This is a genomic window from Hymenobacter mucosus, assembly GCF_900188255.1.
GTDB lineage: Bacteria > Bacteroidota > Bacteroidia > Cytophagales > Hymenobacteraceae > Hymenobacter > Hymenobacter mucosus.
Genome location: NZ_FZNS01000010.1, coordinates 40,807 through 59,975, shown reverse-complemented (window position 1 = coordinate 59,975; position 19,169 = coordinate 40,807). Strand labels below are relative to the sequence as shown.

Annotated in this window: 14 protein-coding genes; 9 read left to right on the top strand and 5 right to left on the bottom strand. The window is 62.0% G+C overall.

Features of this window, described 5'->3' with window-relative positions; translation table 11 throughout:
• The first annotated feature begins 285 nt into the window (after positions 1-285).
• Both CHB83_RS18795 and CHB83_RS18790 read left to right on the top strand, forming a co-directional pair.
• On the top strand, positions 286-3,111 hold the full coding sequence (locus CHB83_RS18795) for a TonB-dependent receptor (protein ID WP_089333744.1): 2,826 nt from the start codon (positions 286-288) through the stop codon (positions 3,109-3,111).
• Positions 3,112-3,291: 180 nt separating this feature from the next.
• Positions 3,292-4,683, top strand: coding sequence for an alpha/beta hydrolase family protein (locus tag CHB83_RS18790; RefSeq protein ID WP_089333743.1), 1,392 nt, complete (start codon positions 3,292-3,294; stop codon positions 4,681-4,683).
• A gap of 35 nt (positions 4,684-4,718) precedes the next feature.
• Here CHB83_RS18790 and nhaA read toward each other — a convergent pair whose 3' ends face one another.
• Together nhaA and CHB83_RS18780 are read right to left on the bottom strand one after the other, a co-directional pair.
• Positions 4,719-6,032: a Na+/H+ antiporter NhaA gene (gene nhaA / locus CHB83_RS18785; RefSeq protein WP_089333742.1), complete on the bottom strand. Its 1,314-nt coding sequence runs from the start codon at positions 6,030-6,032 to the stop codon at positions 4,719-4,721.
• Between the two features lie 76 nt (positions 6,033-6,108).
• The gene (locus tag CHB83_RS18780) at positions 6,109-6,948 is read right to left on the bottom strand and encodes a hypothetical protein (RefSeq protein ID WP_089333741.1); all 840 of its coding nucleotides are present in this window, start codon (positions 6,946-6,948) and stop codon (positions 6,109-6,111) included.
• Between the two features lie 171 nt (positions 6,949-7,119).
• Here CHB83_RS18780 and CHB83_RS18775 point away from each other — a divergent pair, with 171 nt between their 5' ends.
• The 7 genes from CHB83_RS18775 to CHB83_RS24240 all read left to right on the top strand — a co-directional run bounded on the left by CHB83_RS18775 (position 7,120) and on the right by CHB83_RS24240 (position 15,845).
• Positions 7,120-7,806: a recombinase family protein gene (locus CHB83_RS18775; protein WP_394340158.1), complete on the top strand. Its 687-nt coding sequence runs from the start codon at positions 7,120-7,122 to the stop codon at positions 7,804-7,806.
• Positions 7,807-7,815: 9 nt separating this feature from the next.
• Positions 7,816-10,836 carry a Tn3 family transposase gene (locus CHB83_RS18770; protein WP_089333739.1) on the top strand — a complete coding sequence of 1,007 codons (3,021 nt, stop codon included), beginning with the start codon at positions 7,816-7,818 and terminating at the stop codon, positions 10,834-10,836.
• 40 nt (positions 10,837-10,876) lie between these two features.
• A complete protein-coding gene (locus tag CHB83_RS18765) occupies positions 10,877-11,692 on the top strand; it encodes a hypothetical protein (protein WP_089333738.1) in 816 nt (271 codons plus the stop codon).
• A gap of 297 nt (positions 11,693-11,989) precedes the next feature.
• Positions 11,990-13,588 carry a DUF7828 domain-containing protein gene (locus CHB83_RS23605; protein WP_143437192.1) on the top strand — a complete coding sequence of 533 codons (1,599 nt, stop codon included), beginning with the start codon at positions 11,990-11,992 and terminating at the stop codon, positions 13,586-13,588.
• A gap of 301 nt (positions 13,589-13,889) precedes the next feature.
• Positions 13,890-14,609, top strand: a complete 720-nt coding sequence (locus tag CHB83_RS18750; RefSeq protein WP_089333735.1) for a hypothetical protein — start codon at positions 13,890-13,892, stop codon at positions 14,607-14,609.
• Positions 14,610-14,705: 96 nt separating this feature from the next.
• A complete protein-coding gene (locus CHB83_RS18745) occupies positions 14,706-15,497 on the top strand; it encodes an abortive infection family protein (RefSeq protein WP_143437191.1) in 792 nt (263 codons plus the stop codon).
• Between the two features lie 216 nt (positions 15,498-15,713).
• Positions 15,714-15,845 carry a hypothetical protein gene (locus CHB83_RS24240; RefSeq protein ID WP_257883430.1) on the top strand — a complete coding sequence of 44 codons (132 nt, stop codon included), beginning with the start codon at positions 15,714-15,716 and terminating at the stop codon, positions 15,843-15,845.
• 105 nt (positions 15,846-15,950) lie between these two features.
• On the opposite strand, the gene CHB83_RS18740 is transcribed toward CHB83_RS24240, so the two are convergent.
• Genes CHB83_RS18740 through CHB83_RS18730 form a run of 3 tightly spaced genes read right to left on the bottom strand, consistent with a single transcriptional unit; the run spans position 15,951 to position 19,167 of the window.
• Complete coding sequence (locus tag CHB83_RS18740) at positions 15,951-16,403, bottom strand: Mov34/MPN/PAD-1 family protein (protein WP_089333733.1); 453 nt, start codon at positions 16,401-16,403, stop codon at positions 15,951-15,953.
• A gap of 7 nt (positions 16,404-16,410) precedes the next feature.
• Entirely contained in the window at positions 16,411-18,162 is a 1,752-nt protein-coding gene (locus CHB83_RS18735; RefSeq protein WP_089333732.1) for an E2/UBC family protein, read from the bottom strand.
• Positions 18,163-19,167 carry a CBASS cGAMP synthase gene (locus CHB83_RS18730; RefSeq protein WP_089333731.1) on the bottom strand — a complete coding sequence of 335 codons (1,005 nt, stop codon included), beginning with the start codon at positions 19,165-19,167 and terminating at the stop codon, positions 18,163-18,165. It abuts the gene before it with no gap.
• Positions 19,168-19,169 lie beyond the last annotated feature (2 nt).

Sequence of the window (19,169 nt, the reverse complement as noted above, 5' to 3'; positions counted from 1 at the left end):
TGGAAAGTACCTTTGTCGTCGCGTAGGCAGCAACGCTGCTGCACGTGCAGGTGGTGGAATAGGTGAGCCAATAGCTCGCTTATTCCGCCACCTGCGCGTTGTTGAGGCTGCCCGGCGCGGAATTGGTTGGGCTTGTTGGCTTGAAGACTCACGCCATAGTTCAATTGTATAATATGATAGTTACAATGTTTTCACCCGCTACCGGGTGGCTTGCTTGCCCCGCCCCGCGCTGACCGTTGGGCCCTTGCTCCGCTTTTTTTGCACACACCTGCTATTCTAGACCGAATGCGTACACCGTTTACCCGCTCTTTGCTGGCCGCCGGCCTTAGCCTGGCATTGCCCGTTTCTGCCGCCCTGGCGCAGGCCCCCGCCACCGGCCAGGCCCCGGCTGCCAGCCCCGAAATCCGGGGCACGCTGCGCACCGACGCCGGCGAGGCCCTGGCCGGCGCCACCGTGACGGTGGTGCACCTGCCCACCGGCACCCGCCGCACCACCACCACCGATGCCACGGGCCAGTTCTCGATGAACGCCCTGCTGGCCGGCGGGCCCTACCTGGTGCAGCTGGCCCAGCCCGGCTACCGCCCGCGCCTGCTCACCAACGTGTTTCTGCTGCCCGACAAGCCCAGTCAGTACGAGGTGGCGCTGAGCGTGGCCACGGTAGCGGCCGGTACGCGCCGCGCCGACCGCACCCAGCTCGACGCCGTGGCCCCGGTGGACGTAGTGGATATGCGCCAGGTGCTGCCCGTGGTGCCGCAGTCCGACGTGACGGATCTGCTCAACTACCTGGTGCCCTCGTTCAACTCCACCCGCCAGACCCTCACCTACGGCACCGACCACGTGGACGTCAGCTCCTTGCGCGGCCTGGCCCCCGACCAGACCCTGGTGCTGCTCAACGGCAAGCGCGTGCACACCACGGGCCTGATTAACCTGATTGGCAACCGCGGCGTGGGCTCGGTGGGCACCGACTTGAACGCGCTGTCGGCCAACGCCCTGGACCGGGTGGAAGTGCTGCGCGACGGTGCCGCCGCCCAGTACGGCTCCGACGCCATTGCCGGCGTGATGAACTTTCAGCTCAAGGCCGACAACCAGGGCGGCAACGTGCTGCTCAAAACCGGCCTCACCTCGCGCGGCGACGGGCTGGCCACGCTGCTCTCGGTGAACAAGGGCCTGAAGCTGGGCGAGAAAGGCTTCCTGAACCTGACGGCCGACGCCGACTACCGTGGCTACACCAGTCGCGGCTACGCCCGCGACGGAGCCACCCAGCCGGTGTACTCGTTCATTCAGGCCCGGGAAGACTCGTTCCTGCGGGCCAACAACCGCACCTACGCCGACTACGAGCAGCGCAACGGCGAGGCCCGGATGCTGAATCTGCGCGGCATGTTCAACGCGGGCCGGCAGCTTAATGAGCGCACCCGCCTCTACGCCTTCGGCGGCTACGCCCACCGGCGCGGCCAGTCGGCCTCCACCTGGGTGCTGCCCTCCGTCAACCCGCGCGAGGTAGTGAACCGGCCCGGCTACCAGCTGGGCTACCAGCCGCTGGGCAACTCCCGCATCCACGACGCCCACGCCACGCTGGGCGCGGTGCGCCAGCTGGGCGCGTGGAGCCTGGATGTGAGCCATACGTTCGGCCTGAACCGGATGTATTTTGACGTGACCAACTCGGTGAACCCCACGATGGGGGCCACCTCGCCCACCGACATCTACGCCGGGGGCTTCGGCTTCACCCAGAACGTAAGCAATGCCACGCTGAGCCGCCTGTTTAGCAACCTGCTGGCCGGCACCAACGTGGCCGTGGGCGGCGAGTACCGCACCGACGCCTACGCCATTCTGCCCGGCGAGCCCGCCGCCTACACCGACTACGGCCAGAGCGCGCCCGGCACCACGCCCGGCTCGCAGGGCTTCCTGGGCTACTCGCCGCAGCTGAGCGTGGAGGCCCGCCGCCAGAACGCCGCCGCCTTCCTCGACGTGGAAGCCGACGTAACCAAGAAGTGGACCGTGGGCACCTCGCTGCGGGTAGAAAACTACTCCGACTTCGGCTCGGCCTTCATCTATAAGGTATCCACGCGCCTGGCCCTGCTCGAGCAGCTGGCCCTGCGGGCGGGCTTCAACACCGGCTTCCGGGCCCCGGCCCTGCAGCAGAGCCGCTACCGGCAGCTGATTCCGTTTCCCAGCGCGGCCGGCACCTTCTTCGTGGGCATTCTGGAAAACGCCGGCCCCGCCGCCCGCGCCGCCGGCATTGCCGACCTGAAAGCCGAAACCTCCCGCAACCTCAACCTGGGCCTGGCCCTGACGCCCACGGCCCGCCTGGCCTTCACGGCCGACGCCTACCAGATTGACATCGACGACCGGATTGTGGTGTCCAACCTGTTCGGGCGCGGCGCCGGGCTGGGCGCGGCCTTCGACCAGGCCCTGACTAGCGTGAACATGGTGGGCGCGCAGTTCTACACCAACTCGCTGAATACCCGCACCCGCGGCCTCGACCTGGTAGCTACTTATCGCACCGAGCCGGGCCGCCACAACCTGGGCCTGACGGCCGCCGCCAACCTCAACCAGACCCGCCAGCGCGGGGCCGTGGCCGTGCCCGCCAGCTACCGCCCCGACCTGCCCCTAACCCAGCGCCAGCAGCAGTACCTGGACCCGCGCCAGCTCTCGCTGCTGACCACCGGCAGCCCCGCGGCCAAGGTGCTGCTGAGCGTGGAGTACCAGACCGGCAAAGTGGGCGCCCAGCTGCGCAACACCTACTTCGGCGAGGTGGCCTACTACGACAACAACTTCGAGGGCTGGGACTTCGGCAGCTACTACCTCGTGTTCCGCCCCAAAGTGGTAACCGACCTGATGCTGACGTATAAGCCCACGGCCGGCCTGCAGCTGACCGGCGGGGCCAGCAACCTGCTCAACGTGCTGCCCGACAACCTGCGCCAGGCCGCCGCCAACGGCCGCCCGCCCCAAGGCTTCGCCACCACGGCCGAGTTCGAGGCCTATTTCCGCCGCACCTACAACCGGACGCCCTCCTTCCCCTACAACCGCGACATTGCCCCCTACCAGAGCGTGCAGATGGGCACGGCCGGGGCCTTTTTCTACCTGAAAGCCGCCTACACGCTGGGCTTGTAGCGAACCACCAGGTGCTGTGGCCGCAGTAGCGGCTGCTGTGCCCGCGCCGGGTACCCTACCGCCGGCTCCCCGCCCTGCCGCCAGCCGGCGGGGCGGGGGGCCGGCTTTGGCAAACCGGCACTGCCCTCTACCCCTCTTTTTGGCCGGCTGGCCTGCCTCTACCCTTTATTCCCTACCGCTGTGCGCTACGCTCTTGTGTTACTCGTATTGGTGCTGCTCGGCTGCTGGCTGCCCGGCCCCGCGCGGGCCGCGGCCCCGGTTGCGCTGCCGGGCCTGGACGGCTACTGGAAAGGCCCCCTGCAGATGCCCGGGGCCCAGATGGACGTGGTGTTCCGCCTCGTCAGCCTCACCGGCGGCGGCTTCTATGCCACGCTCGACGTGCCCCAGCGCAAGCTCGACCGCCTGCCCGTGCGCGTGCAGCTGCTGGGCGACTCCATCGTGCTGGAAGTGGAGGACTTCAGCACCCGCTTTGCCGGCCGGGTGCTGAGCGGCGGCCGGCAGCTGGCCGGCCGCTGGCAGCAGCCGGGCTACTCCGCGCCCATGACCCTGGAGCTGGTGCAGCCCATGGCACCCGTCACGGCCCCCAAAACCCGCCTCACGCCGCCCTACCGCGAAGAGGAAGTCAGCTACGTGAGCCCCACCGACGCGTTGCGCTTCGGGGGGATGCTCACCATTCCGGCCGGCAAGGGGCCGTTCGCGGCCGTGGTGCTCGTGGCCGACCAGGGCGGCTACGACCGGGAAGGCACCGTGGGCGACTACCCGCTGCTGGCCCAGCTCGGCGACTACCTCACCCGGCGCGGCATTGCCGTGCTGCGCTTCGACAGCCGCGGCTCGGGCCAGACCGGCGGCACGCTGGCCGACGTGGCCCAAACCACCGCCGACGTGCACGCCGCGCTCGGCTACCTGCGCACCCGTCCGGAAATCAACGTGCAGCACATCGGCGTCGTCGGGCACGGAGTGGGGGCCAACGTGGGGCTGCTCAGCGCCACCCAGCCGCTGCCGCCCAGCTTCGTGGTAGGGCTGGCCGCCCACGGCCAGCCCGGCAGCGCGCTGCTGGTCGAACAGCAGGTCAATCTGCTCAAGAGCATGGGCGCGGAGGCGGCGCAGGTCGCCGCCGCCACCAAGCAGCAGCAGCTGCTGGTGGACATGGTGCTGAACCTGACCAACGCCGAGCAGGCCCGCACCATCGTGGCCAACCTGCTGCTGCAGGCCAGCGGCGGCACCGACACCATCTCGGCCCGGGCCGGGGCGGCGGAAATGACCACCAAGCGCTTCCGCGACTACCTGCGCTTCGACCCGCTGCCCGGCCTGGCGCGGGTGCGGTGCCCGGTGCTGCTGCTGCACGGCGCGGCCGACGTGAACGTGGCCCCGGAGCCTAATCTGCCGCTGCTCACCAAAGCCCTGCGCGCCAACCCCAACCTGAGCAGCCGCAAGCTGCCCGGCGTGAACTACCTGTTTCAGAGCGACCCGGCCACTTGGCCCCTGGTGAACGGCCAGCCCCGGCCCACCATGTCGCCCGAGGCGCTGGAAGCCATCCGGGCCTGGATTGTGCAGCGCACCACCAAGCCCTAGCTGGGTGGCCGTTGTTGCTGGTGGACGCCCCGCGTTTAGGAGGCCTGCTCTTCGGGTGAAGCAGGCACTGTGCGCAGCAGCCCATAGCCCAGCAGGCCCGCCATGCCCGAAGCCACCAGCACGGCCAGCTTAGCCGTGTCGGTATCCACCGACTGCTCGCCCAGGGCCAGCAGGGCCACGAAGATGGCCATGGTAAAGCCGATGCCGGCCAGCACGCCCGCGCCCCACAGGTGTCGCCAACGCACGCCGGGCGGCAGCGCGGCCCAGCCCAGGCGCACCGCGAGCCAGCTCAGCGCCCCCACGCCCAGGGGCTTGCCCAGCAGCAGCCCGGCCAGAATGCCCAGCCCCAGCGGCGAGAGCAGCCCGCGCACGGCGGCCGGCGCAATCACCAGGCTGGTGTTGGCGAAGGCAAACAGGGGGATGATGCCGAAGCTCACCACCGCGTGCAGCTGCTGCTCCAGGCGCTGCGCCGGTGAGCTGCTGCGTAGGTACAATTCTTCCAGTTCTTCGCTGATGACGCGCGGGTCGGCCGCCGGCGCCTGTGTTTGGGCGCGCAGCAGAGCCAGGCGCTCATCCACGCGGCGCAGCAGCTCGGTGCGCGAGAACGGAATGCGCAGCGGAATAGCCCCGGCCAGCAGCACCCCGGCCAACGTGGCGTGCACCCCCGATTCCAACACGAAATACCAGAGCACCAGCCCCAGCGGCAGGTAGGCCCACAGGCTGCGCACCCGCCGCGCGTTCAGCCCTAGCAGCAGGGTCCAGGTGCCCAGTGCCAGGGCGAGGTAGGACCCGTGCAGCTGCTGGGTGTAAAAGCCGGCAATGACGAGCACGGCCCCCAAATCATCGACGATGGCCAGGGCGGTCAGAAAAACTTTCAGGCCCAGCGGCACGCGCGGGCCCAGCAGCTGCAGCACGGCCAGGGCGAAGGCAATGTCGGTGGCCATGGGAATGCCCCAGCCCCCGGCCGTGGGGGTGCCGCGGTTGAAGGCGGCAAACAGCAGCGCCGGCACCAGCATCCCGCCCAGCGCCCCGGCAACGGGCAGCGCCGCCTGCCGCACGGAGGCCAACTCGCCGTCGAGCACTTCGCGCTTGATTTCCAGGCCCACAATCAGGAAAAACACCGTCATCAGCCCGTCGTTTATCCATTCCACCAGCGTATGGTCGAGCACGTGGCTCCCCACGGCCAGGCGCAGGTGCAGGTCCCAGATGGCGGGGAAATAGCGGGCTACGCCCCAGGTGGTATTGGCCAGCAGCAAGGCCAGCCCCGCACTCAGCATGAGCACGATACCACTCGCCGCTTCGCGGCGGAAGAACTCTGCGAAAGGGCGAATCAAGGGGCGGATAAACATCAGCAGCTTAGAAGAGCAGGCGGGCCGGCAACGGTCATTGCGCGGCGAGGGAGGGGCCGGGGCATCGCGCCCCGGGTCAGCGGAACACGCAGCTGGTACCGCTCCACAGCGCCGCCACCCGCGCCTGCGGGCCGGTGCCGTCGAAGAGCCCGTAGAGGCCCGAGGTGGTGGAGAACTCCTGCCCCAGGGTCGATTCCATTACGGTGATGACGTAGGCGCGTTCCATTTCGGCGCGGGTGGAGCCGAGGCCCACGCCGGCTACGGTGGTTGGAGCGGGGCCCGCGCTCCGGCCGGAGTAGAGCGCCCAGCCCACAAACTCCCACGGCCGGCCGGCGGCTCCGGCGCGGCGGGGTTTTTCTTGGAAGGCCAGCGTCAGGCCGTTGGCCCAGGTGGCCATCTTGAGCGGACCGGCGCCGCATTCCCCGTTCACGCCCACGCGGGCGGGGGCCTGCCCCAGCACCGCCGTCACGGTCCGGACCAGCTGCGCAAAGGGCTGACCCAGGGGGATGGCGCGGGTGGAGCCCGATTCAGTATCCACTATCTGGAGCGCATTAGCCGTCAGGGCCAGCTTGGCCGGGCCGGCTGCCGAGCGGAGCGGAGCCGTGGGGGCCGGTGCGGGCGCGGGCGGCCCGGCGTTGGCTGGGGGTGTGGCCGGCCCGGTGGCGCGGTCGGGCTGGCTTTGGCAGGCAGCGGCAAGCCAAGCGAGCAGCAACAGGGAACGTAGTTTCATGCGTAGGAACAGTGAATGGCGGCGTACGGCTAGCGTGAACAACAAAGTAAACCCGGTGGCGGGTACCGGCACCTTTACCGGGCAGTCGTTTTGGCCACCAAGCGTACGCTGATGCCCCCAGGTCCGCATGGCCTCATCGGCCGTGGTTGCAGGGGCACCAGCGGTCCGGATGTTGGGGTAGCGCAAGGGCAAGAACAGAAATTTACGCCAAGACTATGGCGGCGGCTTTTAGCGGGTGCGGGGGTTGCACCAGAGTAGGAACGGAAAACAACGCTAAGGCTGGCTAGTCGATTCTAGCAGGTTAGGGTGTCTCGGAAAACGGCCGTTTTTTCGGCCTAGAGGTCAAAGTAGTTTGGGATGTACCTGAGACGGGGAATAAATGTCTCATGTGGTGTTCTCATAAATCAACGGCTCACTATCTTTGCGTCTATTGACTTCCTGAGAATACCGCCTATGATTTTCGGTTACGCCCGTGTCAGTACCCCCGACCAGCAGCTACACCTGCAGACCGATGCCTTGCAAACCTACGGGTGCACCGAGGTAGCCCAGGAAAAAGTATCGTCCGTGAAAGAGCGTCCGGCGCTGCAACACCTGCTGACCCGCCTGCGGCCGGGCGACACGCTCGTGGTCTGGAAGCTCGACCGGCTGGGCCGCTCGCTCAAAGACCTGGTCACGCTGGTGACAAGTTTTCAGGACAAGGGCATCCACTTCGTCAGCCTGCAGGACCACTTGGACACGACGACGGCCCAGGGCCGGCTGATGTTCAACCTGTTTGCCTCGCTGGCCGAGTTTGAGCGCGATATTATCCGGGAACGAACGAAAGCCGGCCTGACCGCCGCCCGCGCCCGCGGCCGGCAGGGCGGGCGACCGAAGGGACTTTCCAAAGAAGCCTTATCGAAAGCGCAAGCCGCGAAAACGCTCTACCTGCAGCAGGACAAGACGGTGGCCGAAATCGGCCAGCTGCTCGGCGTCGGCCGGGCCACCATTTACCGCTACCTCGCCCACCTGGGCGTTCCGACGGGCGGCAGCCCGGCCAGCCCGTAAGCGTCGCGTATGCCCGTCGAGTTTCTCAGTGACGAGCAAGCCGCGCGCTACGGTCAGTACCACGCCGACCCCAGCCCCGAGCAGCTCACCCGGTTCTTCTATCTGAGTGCGGCCGATAAGCAGTTTCTGGCAGCGCGGCGCTTGCCGCACACCCGCCTGGGCTGTGCCGTGCAGCTGGGGACGCTGCGGTTTTTGGGCACCTTTCTGGTCAACCCGTTGCAGGTGCCGCCCGTCGTGGTGCAGACGCTGGCCCGTCAACTCGGTCTGGCGCCGGAGCAACTGGCGCCGTACGGCAACCGGCCCAACACCGGCTACGAGCACCAGCCTCTGATTCAGGCCTACCTGCAGTACCACGCGTTTGATGGGCAGCAGGCCTTTCGGCTCACCCGCTGGCTCTATGCCCAGGTGGCCACCAGCACCGTACGGCCGAGCGTGCTCTTCGATTTGGCCACGGCCCACCTGGTGGCCCAGCGCGTGGTGCTGCCCGGCGTCACGGTGCTGGCCCGCCTGATTGCCCGGGTACGCGAGCGCACGGGGCGTCACCTTTACCGCCAGCTGCGTACTCGCCTGAGCCCGGTGCAGCAAGCGGCTCTGGAAGCGCTGCTGCAGGTAGAGCCGGGGGAGCGCCTCACCCCATTGGAAGTCCTACGCACGGCCCCTACCCGGATTTCGGCCCCCGCGTTGGTGGCCGCCCTGCGCCGGCTGGAGCAAATCCGGGCCCTGGGCGTGGGCGAGGTGCCTGTGCAGGACTTACCCGAAGCCCGGCTGGCGCGCCTGGCCCGGCACGCGCAGTCCGCCTGGGCCCAGACCCTGCGGCGCATGAGCGACGAGCGCCGCCTGGCCACGTTGCTCGTGTTCGCGCAAACGCTCGAACGCACGGCTACGGACGACCTGCTCGACCTCTTCGACGGGCTGATGGCTACGCTGGCCCTAAGCGGGGAAACGACCCGCCGCCGCGAGCGCCTGCGCTCGCTCAAGGATTTGGACCAGGCGGCCCTGGTACTGGAGCAGGCCGTGCGCCTGCTACTCGACGACGCCGTGCCGGCTGCGTCCCTGCGCCAGCACGTGCTTGACCGCTTCAGCAAGGACACCCTGCGCGAGGCGGCGGATGCGGTACACAGTTTGGCCCGCAGCGACGAGGACCCGCTGGTACAAGCCCTGAGTACGCGCTACGCCACGGTGCGGCGCTTTCTGCCGGCGTTGCTGCGCGGGGTCGTGTTCGAGGGCACACCCGCCGCCAAGCCCCTGCTCGATGCCTGGCGGTTCCTGCAGGTTCAGGAAGCCGGCGGCCGGTGCCAGCCGAAGTGGGCCGCGGCCCCGCGCACCGTCGTGCCGCCCCGGTGGGCGCGGCGGGTGTTTCCGGCCAAAGGCCAGGTCCACCCGCCCGCCTACACGCTCTGCGTGGTGGAGCGTCTGCACCAGGCGCTGCGGCGCCGCGATGTGTTCGTGCGCCGCAGCGAGCGCTACGGCGACCCGCGCGCCGAATTGCTGCGCGGCGAGGCCTGGGAGCAGGTCCGCGACTCGGTGGCCCGGGCCCTGGGGCGTTCTGCCGACCCGCAGGTCGAGCTAGCCTGCTGGCAGCAACAACTGGTGGCGGCCTACACGGAGGTGAGCACGAACCTGCCCCACAACACGGCCCTGCAAGTGCTGGAGCGAGACGGACAGCCCTACGTGAGCGTCAGCGCGCTGGCCGCCCAAACCGAGTCGGACGGCCTGCGTACACTGCGGGTGCAGTTGGCCCAGCGCCTGCCCCAGGTGGAACTGGCCGCCTTGCTGCTGGAAGTGGACACCTTCACCGGCTTCGCCCGTGCGTTTACCCACGTGGCCGATGGGCAGCCGGCTGCGCCTGACCTGCCACAGAGCATCTGCGCCGTGCTGCTGGCGCAGGCCTGCAACATCGGCCTGAAGACCGTCGCCCGGGCGGACGTACCGGCCCTGACGCTGCCACACCTCTCCTGGGTACAGCAAAACTACCTGCGGGTGGAAACCCTGACGGCGGCCAACGCCCAGCTGGTCGACGCCCAGGCACGGCTGCCCTTGGCCCAGGCCTGGGGCGGCGGGGAAGTGGCCTCGGCCGACGGCATGCGCTTCGTGGTGACCGTGCGCACGATTCACGCTGGCTGGAACCGCAAATACTTCGGCTCCCAGCGCGGGGTGACCTACTACAACTTTACCAGCGACCAGTTCACGGGCTTTCACGGCATCGTCATTCCTGGCACCCTGCGCGACTCGCTCTTCATCCTGGCCGGGCTGCTGGAACAACAAACCAGCCTGGACCCGCGGGAAATCATGACCGATACCCACGGCTACAGCGACGTGGTGTTCGGCTTGTTCTCGCTGCTGGGCTACCGCTTCAGCCCCCGCCTGGCCGACCTGCCGGACCAGCGCTTCTGGCGCCTGGAAAAAGAGGCGGATTACGGGCCGCTCAACGCGCTGAGCCGCCACGTGGTCAATGCCCGGCTCATCGCCGAGCACTGGGACGACATGCTGCGGCTGGCCGGCTCGCTCAAACTCGGCAAGGTCAAGGCCACGGCCGTGATGCGCACCCTGCAACGGGCCGGTACCCTCTCCGGGCTGGGGCGGGCCGTGGCCGAAGTCGGGCGGGTGGAGAAAACGCTCTACCTGCTGGCCTACGTGCAGGACGAGGCCTACCGGCGGCGCATCCTGGTCCAGCTCAACCGGGGCGAGGGGCGGCACGCGGTGGCCCGGGCGGTATTCCATGGCAAGAAAGGGGAACTGCGCCAGCGCTACCGCGAGGGCATGGAAGACCAGCTGGGAGCCCTCGGGCTGGTCGTCAACGCCTTGGTGCTGTGGAACACCCGCTATCTGCAGCAAGCGCTGGAACACCACCAAGCCGTGGACGGACCGCCGGAGCCGGGCGACGTGGCACGCCTCTCGCCCTTGCTGCACGAGCACATCAACATGCTGGGCCGCTACGATTTTAGTTTGCCTGAAGGCATTGCCGCCGGACAGCTGCGTCCGCTACGCGACCCGACCAGTTTGGAAGAACAGCTCGCCCAACTGCCTTAACGGGAATTTCTGTTCTTACTCTTGCGCTACCCCTATACCGATGGCAAAGGCACTAATTGGCGCCTTATTCAACATCTTTCCCACCAGTAAGAAAGCTCAACTTAATTTTCAGTTCTCAAACGTGCGCTACGAATACTTTCCGCTATTGCTGCTGGTTGCCGCCTGTAGCTCCGAACCTACTGACTTTACCAGTGCTGTTCCTGCGGCAAGCGAACCAGCCGTGACGTCATGGCCAGCAGACACGGTACAGACTGACTATTCCCATGCTGTAGAAAATCTTCCGGGTAGCCCCTACTACTATCAAGTGCGTGTTTATAACGTAGCATTTAAAACAGTCAAGAAGGCGTTTCAACTGCAAAAGGATGCCTATTCTGCCCCATCCTTTCTAGATGGAAAGCTACTGACGTTTTCCTTTGATATGACCAATCCTTATGATAAGCCAATGCAGGCTCCGATTCCGGACTACTTTCGGTTGCAGTCGGCATGCTTCAACCTCGGGGAAGGGGCCGGCGCTGCTAATACAAGTTTTAACCGGTTCAGTCGGGTGTATGAGCTGGGCGGTAGTAGCCTAACGACCAGCACGGGTCAAGATCTGCACTACGTGGCTGGAGCGCAACGCGCAACTACCGCCACTTATCAACTTCCATTTAAGCCCCACCAAACGCGTACTTTCAAGGTAACTTTCGAGAAGCCTTTTGCAGCGGATTGTTCGAGTGTTACGCTCTTAGGTTTCACAAAATCAGATCAAAACGCAGGGGAGCAAGTCTACGTAGGGATGATGCTTGATGTAGCGACCAGCACCATAGTTGACCAACAAGAAAGGAAACGCAAGGAAGCGTTTGTTTCAACTGAGTAGTCGTTCCCTACTTGCCTCAGGCTCTTTGTGCCGGTAGTTAAGTCTGGGTGTCAATGGGGTGAATTTTAATAAGCGCTGTCCTGCACCTCCGGAAACGGTTTGACAATTTGCGCACGTGCAGGCGCCTCAGCGCCCTCAAACAAGTTGGACAGCTGCTTGGGCTAGCAGAGGTTGTGTTGCTTCAGACTGGCCAGCACGCAGCGCACGGCATTAGTCTAAATATGAAGTGGTAGCATCTCGGTACTTCATGCCTTACCAGGTGGTTGATTTTTACATTTCCGCGCGAAGCGGTTTCGCATGAGCATTCATCTACACTCTTTGGCGAAGCGCCGGTTCGTATTTGCAATGGACGATCAGGAGCAGATCGTGCATGTTGCCGATGCCCGCAAAGCCAGAGACGTACAATACTTTTGCCGTGGCTGTCGTCGGCCGTTGTCCTTTTGCAAAGGCCCTAAACGAACACCCTATTTTCGTCATCAGGCCCGTTTCTGGGCCCCAGGTGAGAATTGCGACTACCAGGACGAGTCTCATGCCCACAAGCAGGCAAAGCGGCTGTTGCTGGAAAGAAAATGGGTGATGGTTCCGGATGTGCAGCCCTACCCGGCTCCTGGGTATGAGGGTAGACTACCGGTTTTGCGTCGGGCGCAACCGCTAGAGGCAGCGCAGGTATTGGCGGAAAGGTCCTTCTTTGCGGCGCCGGATGGGCGCATATTTTATCTGGCGGAGCACGAGTTGCAGCAGCCATCCAACGGCCGCCAGTTGATTTGCCGACCTGATATCACCTTTACTGATGCCCAGGGTAGCGCATTACTTCTAATAGAAATCCACGTCACCCACGCCGTCGACTATCATAAACTCGTCGGCCTGCAGCGCATGCAACTCAATACGCTGGAAATCACAATTCCTATTGCTGCATCCGACCAGGAAATTGCGCGCATACTGGATGGGGTCGGCAACCGAAAGTGGCTTTATCATCATGAGCGAGAACAGCATCCCCCCTTTGGACTTAATGCATCCCCAGCAGCGGGCCTGGCTGGAGGGAATCTACACGAGATACCAGCAGCTGGCACCGAAGCCTACGAATGCCAGCTCTTCGAGCTTAGAGAAGGAATTAGAGCACTTCAACGATTTATGGGAGAGCCTGGTGTCCGCGACTTCTTTGCCCAACGTGAGCGAATTCGAGCAGCAGAGGAACGCAAGAACAGTGCAGCGGACGCAGCAGCGGACCGAGCGGATGCAGCAGCTCAGGCAGACGAGGACCGCGCGTATCAAGCTGAATATCGAGCAGAGGCGGAACGAGTCATTGGACCAATTGAGGAGGAAGAAATCCGACTTATCCGCGAGCAATCAGCAGTTAGAGGAAAGCAGCAAGATCTTAGCACAGCTACAGCACGAGTACGACGTCTGCTTGCAGCAGAAGCACATGACCTTTCATCAGGCAGTGGAGCAGCGAGTGCAGAAGCTAGGCGTCGAATTGACCCAGCTCGCCGACTCCTTGAAGATGCTCTGGGAGAAGAACGAGAGCGAAGCCGTACGCTTAGCCGAGGACGAACAGAGCTGGAGCAGCGACGAGAAACATTTCATCGAGTCCGAACAACTAACCATCGACTGGCAGAGCAGGAGCAGGCTGCTGGACTTGAAGAAAAATCGCTTGCAAAACTGGAGCAGCAGCTTGCAGCAGAAGAAGTCAGCATTACACAGCAGGAAGCTGCAGGCCAACTCCACCAAGCCGAGCAGGTCAAGTATGTTCAGCAACTGGAATCCAGCCAGCAACGAGCAGAGGAGGTACTGGCTGAACAAATCGAGGCCCTTACGGGAGCTGTTACGCACTTACGTACAGTTGACCGTGCATTGTCAGAACTTAAAAGCCGAGCTATCCAGGGGCGGTTTTCTTAATACAGATCCCGCCCCTGATATCCCTAATAAGTTTATTGATTTACCGCCAGGATGGTAGACTATTGGCCTTGGTTAACGATTGCTGACAGGGCTTCAGCTATTACCAAAACCACGACATAAAGCCCTGCTACGTATTGACTAGACCTAACAAAATGAGAAGTTTGTGAATAGTGTATGCGACTAAATATAGTTGCGATGCGAATTTGTCTGTAAGTTTGACGAGCAGGCACCTACCAACCGGATTTGAGGGGAAGGCGGTGCCGTTCAGATAGTCGATCTTCCTTCCCGCGCCTCTCCAATTATGTCATTACAGGTACTGCGTCAGCATCTTGCCCCTCTGCCCCTAAGCGCCAGCTTCAAGGAGCAACTTGGTAGTGAAATGGAGTTACAGACCTACCTGTTTTACCTAGAGTTGCCGCCGCTTCTGGCCCCGCTGTTTCCCGGTGTGAGTGCTAGCCAGCTCGATGAACTGACGGTCAACAACTATCTCTACTTTCGCTTCGTGCTGACGGCCGATCAACTGTTGAGCCAAGAGGGCGGCCCGACCCGCCAGCAGCTCACTGACTGCCTTACCCTGCACGAGTACGCCGTTCGAGCCTTGTCACGGCTATTTGCGCCTGAGCAGGATTTCTGGCAGTACTATCACCGGTGCCAATGCCGCTACGCGGAGGCGCAGCGCCTGCAGCGGGAATGCACCGAGCAGCAGGTATGGGATGAGGACCAAGTAGAGGAGGTAGCAGCCGGTAAAGCGGCTATCTGCTACGCCATCGTGCACGCGCTGGCCACGCTCAACCAACAGGGCCGTTCCATGCAGCCGCTGCTGGAATGTCTGGCTGGCATTCACCTGGCCAGCCAGTATTACGACGACCGGGAGGACCACCAGCCCGCTATCAACCACGCCCACGCCCACTACCAGCGCAGCCTGAGCTTGGCCGAGCAATTGGGCTTACCACAGCTGGGCGCGTTTCTGCGGCGGCATATGGTACACTACGTCGGCCACCAGCACATAGGAGTAGCCTAAGCTATACCGGGCTTTACCTTAAATGAGCGTGCCGGCATGATTCAGCTTATGCCTAGATTTGAAGCAGCCGCATTGGCCCTTCAAACCCAGTTAACTATGTCCAGCCTACAATTCCAGGAAAAAACGAAGCTGGAAAAGCTATTCCGCATGAGCACCGGGTTCGTACTCGGGTTTAATAATGGGACACTCCAATCATTGGTTGCGAGCAGTGTGGGCCTGAATATTTTAGATGAAAAATACAGCGAAAACGGCACCTCCAAGGCAAACAGGCTCCGCGTGTTCTGGCGCCAGGAGCCGGATCATGTAGTTGGTACTGTGCTCCGAGAACTGTTGGCAGCTGTTCCGAAGTACTGGGAGCAGCAAGGCGGCGAGGAGGAGATACCTGAGGATGAGAAAGAGGCGTATATAGCTTCCCAGCAGACGTATGAGCGGCTATTAGGTGTTGAGGGAGCAGAGCACCTGCAGGAGCTAAAGGCGGTGACCTACGACGATAATTTCCGGTTGCTGGCGAGGCAGGTAGTAGAGAGTATCGAACGAGGTGAGCCGGCTACGGGGTTAGACCGGCTGCATACTTTTTTGATTAAATACTTCCGGCAGCTATGCAGTAATCGGGGCATTCCTACTACCCGAGAGGAAACCTTGAATGCAGTTTTTGGCAAGTATGTCAACGTGTTAGAGGGCACGGGAAGAATCACGTCCGATATGTCACTGAAGATTTTGAAATTTTCTGTCAATTTGCTTTCCTCTTTCAACGCCGTGCGCAACAATGAGAGTCTGGCCCACGACAACAGTTTATTGAATCGAGAGGAAAGCTTTCTGATTTTCAGGAATATTACTGCGCTCATTAAGTTCGTGGAATCCATTGAGGAAGCCGCCGCAACCACCTGATACCAATGTGCTAAATACACTTGCTGGAGGGTGCCAGAAATGAACAAAAACCGCCTTTTCAGCCTGAAAATGCGGTTTTTTCTTTGTATCTTAGGGGTAACGCACGGTATCCACCCCGCCAACTCGGTTGCCTATAAACGGCGAAACCCTGAGGGCTGGGGGGCCTCCAGGGTTTCAAGAAGTGGGTGCAGTCACACCTTAACTTCTTCGGACAAGATGGAAAAGGAACGTGCTGAAACGGATTTTAAGTTCACGCTTAAACTCCGCATACCCCAGGAGCTGGTCAAATGGCTGTTGGGGTTTCTGGTGGGCGGAAGCGCCGTGGCGCTGCTCGAACACTGGAAGTAATGGTAGGGGGAGCCGAAAGGCTTCCCCTATTTTTTACTCTATAAAGATACGGCCCTCAGCCCATAAAAGTCAAGGCAGTTGCGCGTTTACTCTGCTGCTGACGTATCAGCTGGCGTATTCAGTCAGGTGGCCGTTTTCCATAATGGCCACGTACTTTGATTCCAGGCCTTGAATGACTAACAGAAGAAAATCTGTATTCCTGCCTTTATTATGATACTGCTTGCGAATCATATCCCTATCTGTTCCCGAGGGGGTAGGATGCGGTTCCGGGTGAGTGTGCCACTCACCCAGGTAGATCATCTCCCCACCGCTGTTGTGAAACTCGTAGTCGATGACAATTTGGGCGGAATGGGCGTGGCGCTCGAAGTTGTAACGGGATGCTTTGTCGAATAGGGTGGGCACTGACAGCCGCATGATGTGGATCTCGTCCCCTATGAGTTTGCCCAATATTATTCCGCCGGCTTCAGGCTGTTTTTTTCCGCGCTGGATGTAGTGTTCCAGGATGCGTAAGGCGCCTACGTGAAATACAATGGTATGCTTGCCAATCTGATAGAGCATAGCTGGGCTACAGTTTTGTTTTGATTAACTCACCCTCCGCCATGTCGCTGGCAAATGCTGACTTGGCCAGGCCTTGTTGCTGCAGGGCCTCCTCGTTGCCCAGCCACGTGTAAGCCCAAGCATCCGCAGAAGGTGCCCGCAGCAGCCCGCGCAATTCGGGTAGCACACGACTCAAAAACAGCGTAACATATTCCTGCGAGTAGGGCACGTAGCTGGTCTGACAGCCGGCCTCTTTTAACAGCATCCGGTGCTGGGGCTTGCGGTACTCGTCGGTGGCCACCACGTTGTAGATATAGTAGCCATCGTCGAACAGACTAGTATAATTGACCTCACTTCTAGGAGGAAAGTACAGCAGGTGGCCACCAGCAAGGTAGGGCTCAACCCACAGGATGAATAGGGGGCGCGTCAGCACCCCCTGACGCTGCAGCTCGATCAGGTACTGCTCGACAGCACTACGGCCGACAGCGAGTAGTATGGCATCACACTCATTCAGGTAAGCCGGTTCCTGCAGGGCCACCTGCGCAATGGAATCCTTCCGGATGGTTACCCGGCGTAGCGGCTGCTGCTGCTCCAGGTAGCGCTGCAGGCCTTCTGCCTTTCCAAAGTTCACGTATTCCATGCCCAGTAGGTGACGGGGCACGTTTTCCAGACCCAGTTTTTCGGGGTCCACCAGACGCATTTCCTGTAAGGGAAAAGAGGCCAGATAGTGCAGTAGATTGGAGCCGATACTACCAAGGCCAGCCAGCAGCAAGGTATACTTCCTGGCAGGTATTTCGCCGGCTGTGCGTTGGGTCAGGCGTTGTGCGGTCAGCGTATCAAAGCTGAGGCGTTGTACGGGACGAGGACGCTCAAATTTGGTCAGTATCTCGACGGCGGAGAGTTTGCCCGGGCGGAACCCCTTGCGGTTCAGTCCGGGCAGGGCATGCCACCAGCCGAAGTAGCGCACCTGGCCGGCCAGCAGCTTATGAAACAGGACGAGAGGGGGCGTCGTGGCGCCGTTCAGATACTGCTGCAGGGCAGCCAACTGGCCGGGGAAATGCTGTTGTACTAGTGATAACGCCGTCCCGTTGCTGAGCGCAAATGGCGGCTGAACCTCTCCCAGCTCGCCCAGGTGAAAAGCAGGACACGGCTCGATGGCAATGCCCTGCCGTTGCACGACTTCTTTGAACTGGGTAGTGTCGGCGTCAGCACCAGGTAATATCAATCTGTAGCCGCCAAACTTTCTGGCCAGATGAAGCAGTGAACAGGGGCCAGCTGGTAACGGCGTGGCCGTTAAGGAAATCCCACCCGCTACCTCATCATTCTTTCCGTACTCGTTTTCCCAGTATGCAATGAATTCCTGTTGGAATTCGGACGTATTTGTGCCCGCCAGGCCTTGCTCAATCAACCGTCGAGCCTGAGCCACACAGTCGCGCACAATGCCCCCCGGATCTTCCGGATTAACGCGAACGGTTTCCGGGTCGAACGTGCATACCAGGCCCGAGGTATCGACGTGCGGCAGGTAGCGAAGCTGTTGGTAGTCGGCTCGCTCTAGGTAGATGGTTGGCAGCACCAGCGGGAAATCAGCCGGCAGTCCCACCAGCAGCTGCAGCGGCCGGACCTGATCATCCGGGCCGAATACTTCCGCATCCAGCAACCAGACTTCCACAAACTCTTTGAGCTTGCGCGCCGCAACTTCACCTGAACTCAGAACCCGGCAGCAGTTGGTCAGCTGCAGCTGCGTGAGTGCCTGCTGCCGGGCTCGTTTGAAATCCATCATCTAGGCACTTTTCGCATTCTCCTGAATAATGGCCGGGGTACCGTAAGCCCGGGCACCCATGTCCTTATCCTCCGCGAGGCGACAGGGAAAACGCGGGCCCAGGTGAGTCTGCCACTTTCCGCAGGCCGTTTTCTGGTTGGTTTCGTTCACCGCTTGTTTAGCTGACTCCAGAAACGCATCGAGCCGGCCAAGAAAGTACTCCTCGTACTTATAGTCATCCAACAGATTTTCCCCCGCCGGCACGGTAGGCCGGTTGCATTCAAACGCATCGGTGAGCGTATCGCGAATGGCTTGCAGCGTATCGCGCAGGGCAACATCGTCCCGCTCGTTGTAGCAGGCGTTTTCTGCCGCCCAAATGGTCATTACCATGCCAGGGGGCATCTTACTGGTGCCGGAAGAGTTGTTTTGGTAGTCGGCCCAGGCTTTCATGTACCGAACCAGGCTGCGTAGCTGGTCCTTTTTCTGCGCGTCGGCTATACCGGTGAACCACGTCACGAACTCCCGGGGGTCGCTGTCCAGCCAGCTCTTGGATTTGTGAGCGAGTTGGGGCACAGCATCGTCGTCGCCTTTGACCAGAAAGTAAATGGGCAGGTCGATGTTGTGGCCGTCGTGATAAATCACCCGGATGCAGGTGTTTTTGTCAACCGGAGGGGTATCGGTATGGCCATCTACCGCATCCCAGATCCAGTTGTGGTAGGTCTGGACTGCTTTACGTTCCGACTCTTTGCCGATGAAGTAGATACCGTCATCCACGTCGTATTTGTGCTTGCTCACTTCCTTCCCATCCTCCGTGACAACCTTCGGAATGGGGTTGATGGCAATGCCCATCATGAAGGAGCCCTGGCCATAAAACTTAGGCTTGATTTCGTCTGGCTTCTCCTCCTTGAAATACTCCTTGATGCGGTTTCGGAGTGCCTTACGCGATTTTTTCAGGCTATCACGCCGGGTATCATGGAGGATAATATCCTCATCAAACACTTTGAAAATAGAGTCGCAATTAGCCATGT

Bases quoted from the DNA above. Each gene is read 5' to 3' on its own strand.
- CHB83_RS18750 (WP_089333735.1), top strand. From the start codon at position 13,890: ATGTCATTACAGGTACTGCGTCAGCATCTTGCCCCTCTGCCCCTAAGC.
- CHB83_RS18735 (WP_089333732.1), bottom strand. From the start codon at position 18,162: ATGATGGATTTCAAACGAGCCCGGCAGCAGGCACTCACGCAGCTGCAG.
- CHB83_RS18775 (WP_394340158.1), top strand. From the start codon at position 7,120: ATGTACCTGAGACGGGGAATAAATGTCTCATGTGGTGTTCTCATAAAT.
- CHB83_RS18765 (WP_089333738.1), top strand. From the start codon at position 10,877: ATGGCAAAGGCACTAATTGGCGCCTTATTCAACATCTTTCCCACCAGT.
- CHB83_RS24240 (WP_257883430.1), top strand. From the start codon at position 15,714: ATGGAAAAGGAACGTGCTGAAACGGATTTTAAGTTCACGCTTAAACTC.
- CHB83_RS23605 (WP_143437192.1), top strand. From the start codon at position 11,990: ATGAGCATTCATCTACACTCTTTGGCGAAGCGCCGGTTCGTATTTGCA.
- CHB83_RS18730 (WP_089333731.1), bottom strand. From the start codon at position 19,167: ATGGCTAATTGCGACTCTATTTTCAAAGTGTTTGATGAGGATATTATC.
- CHB83_RS18795 (WP_089333744.1), top strand. From the start codon at position 286: ATGCGTACACCGTTTACCCGCTCTTTGCTGGCCGCCGGCCTTAGCCTG.
- nhaA (WP_089333742.1), bottom strand. From the start codon at position 6,032: ATGTTTATCCGCCCCTTGATTCGCCCTTTCGCAGAGTTCTTCCGCCGC.
- CHB83_RS18770 (WP_089333739.1), top strand. From the start codon at position 7,816: ATGCCCGTCGAGTTTCTCAGTGACGAGCAAGCCGCGCGCTACGGTCAG.
- CHB83_RS18740 (WP_089333733.1), bottom strand. From the start codon at position 16,403: ATGCTCTATCAGATTGGCAAGCATACCATTGTATTTCACGTAGGCGCC.
- CHB83_RS18745 (WP_143437191.1), top strand. From the start codon at position 14,706: ATGTCCAGCCTACAATTCCAGGAAAAAACGAAGCTGGAAAAGCTATTC.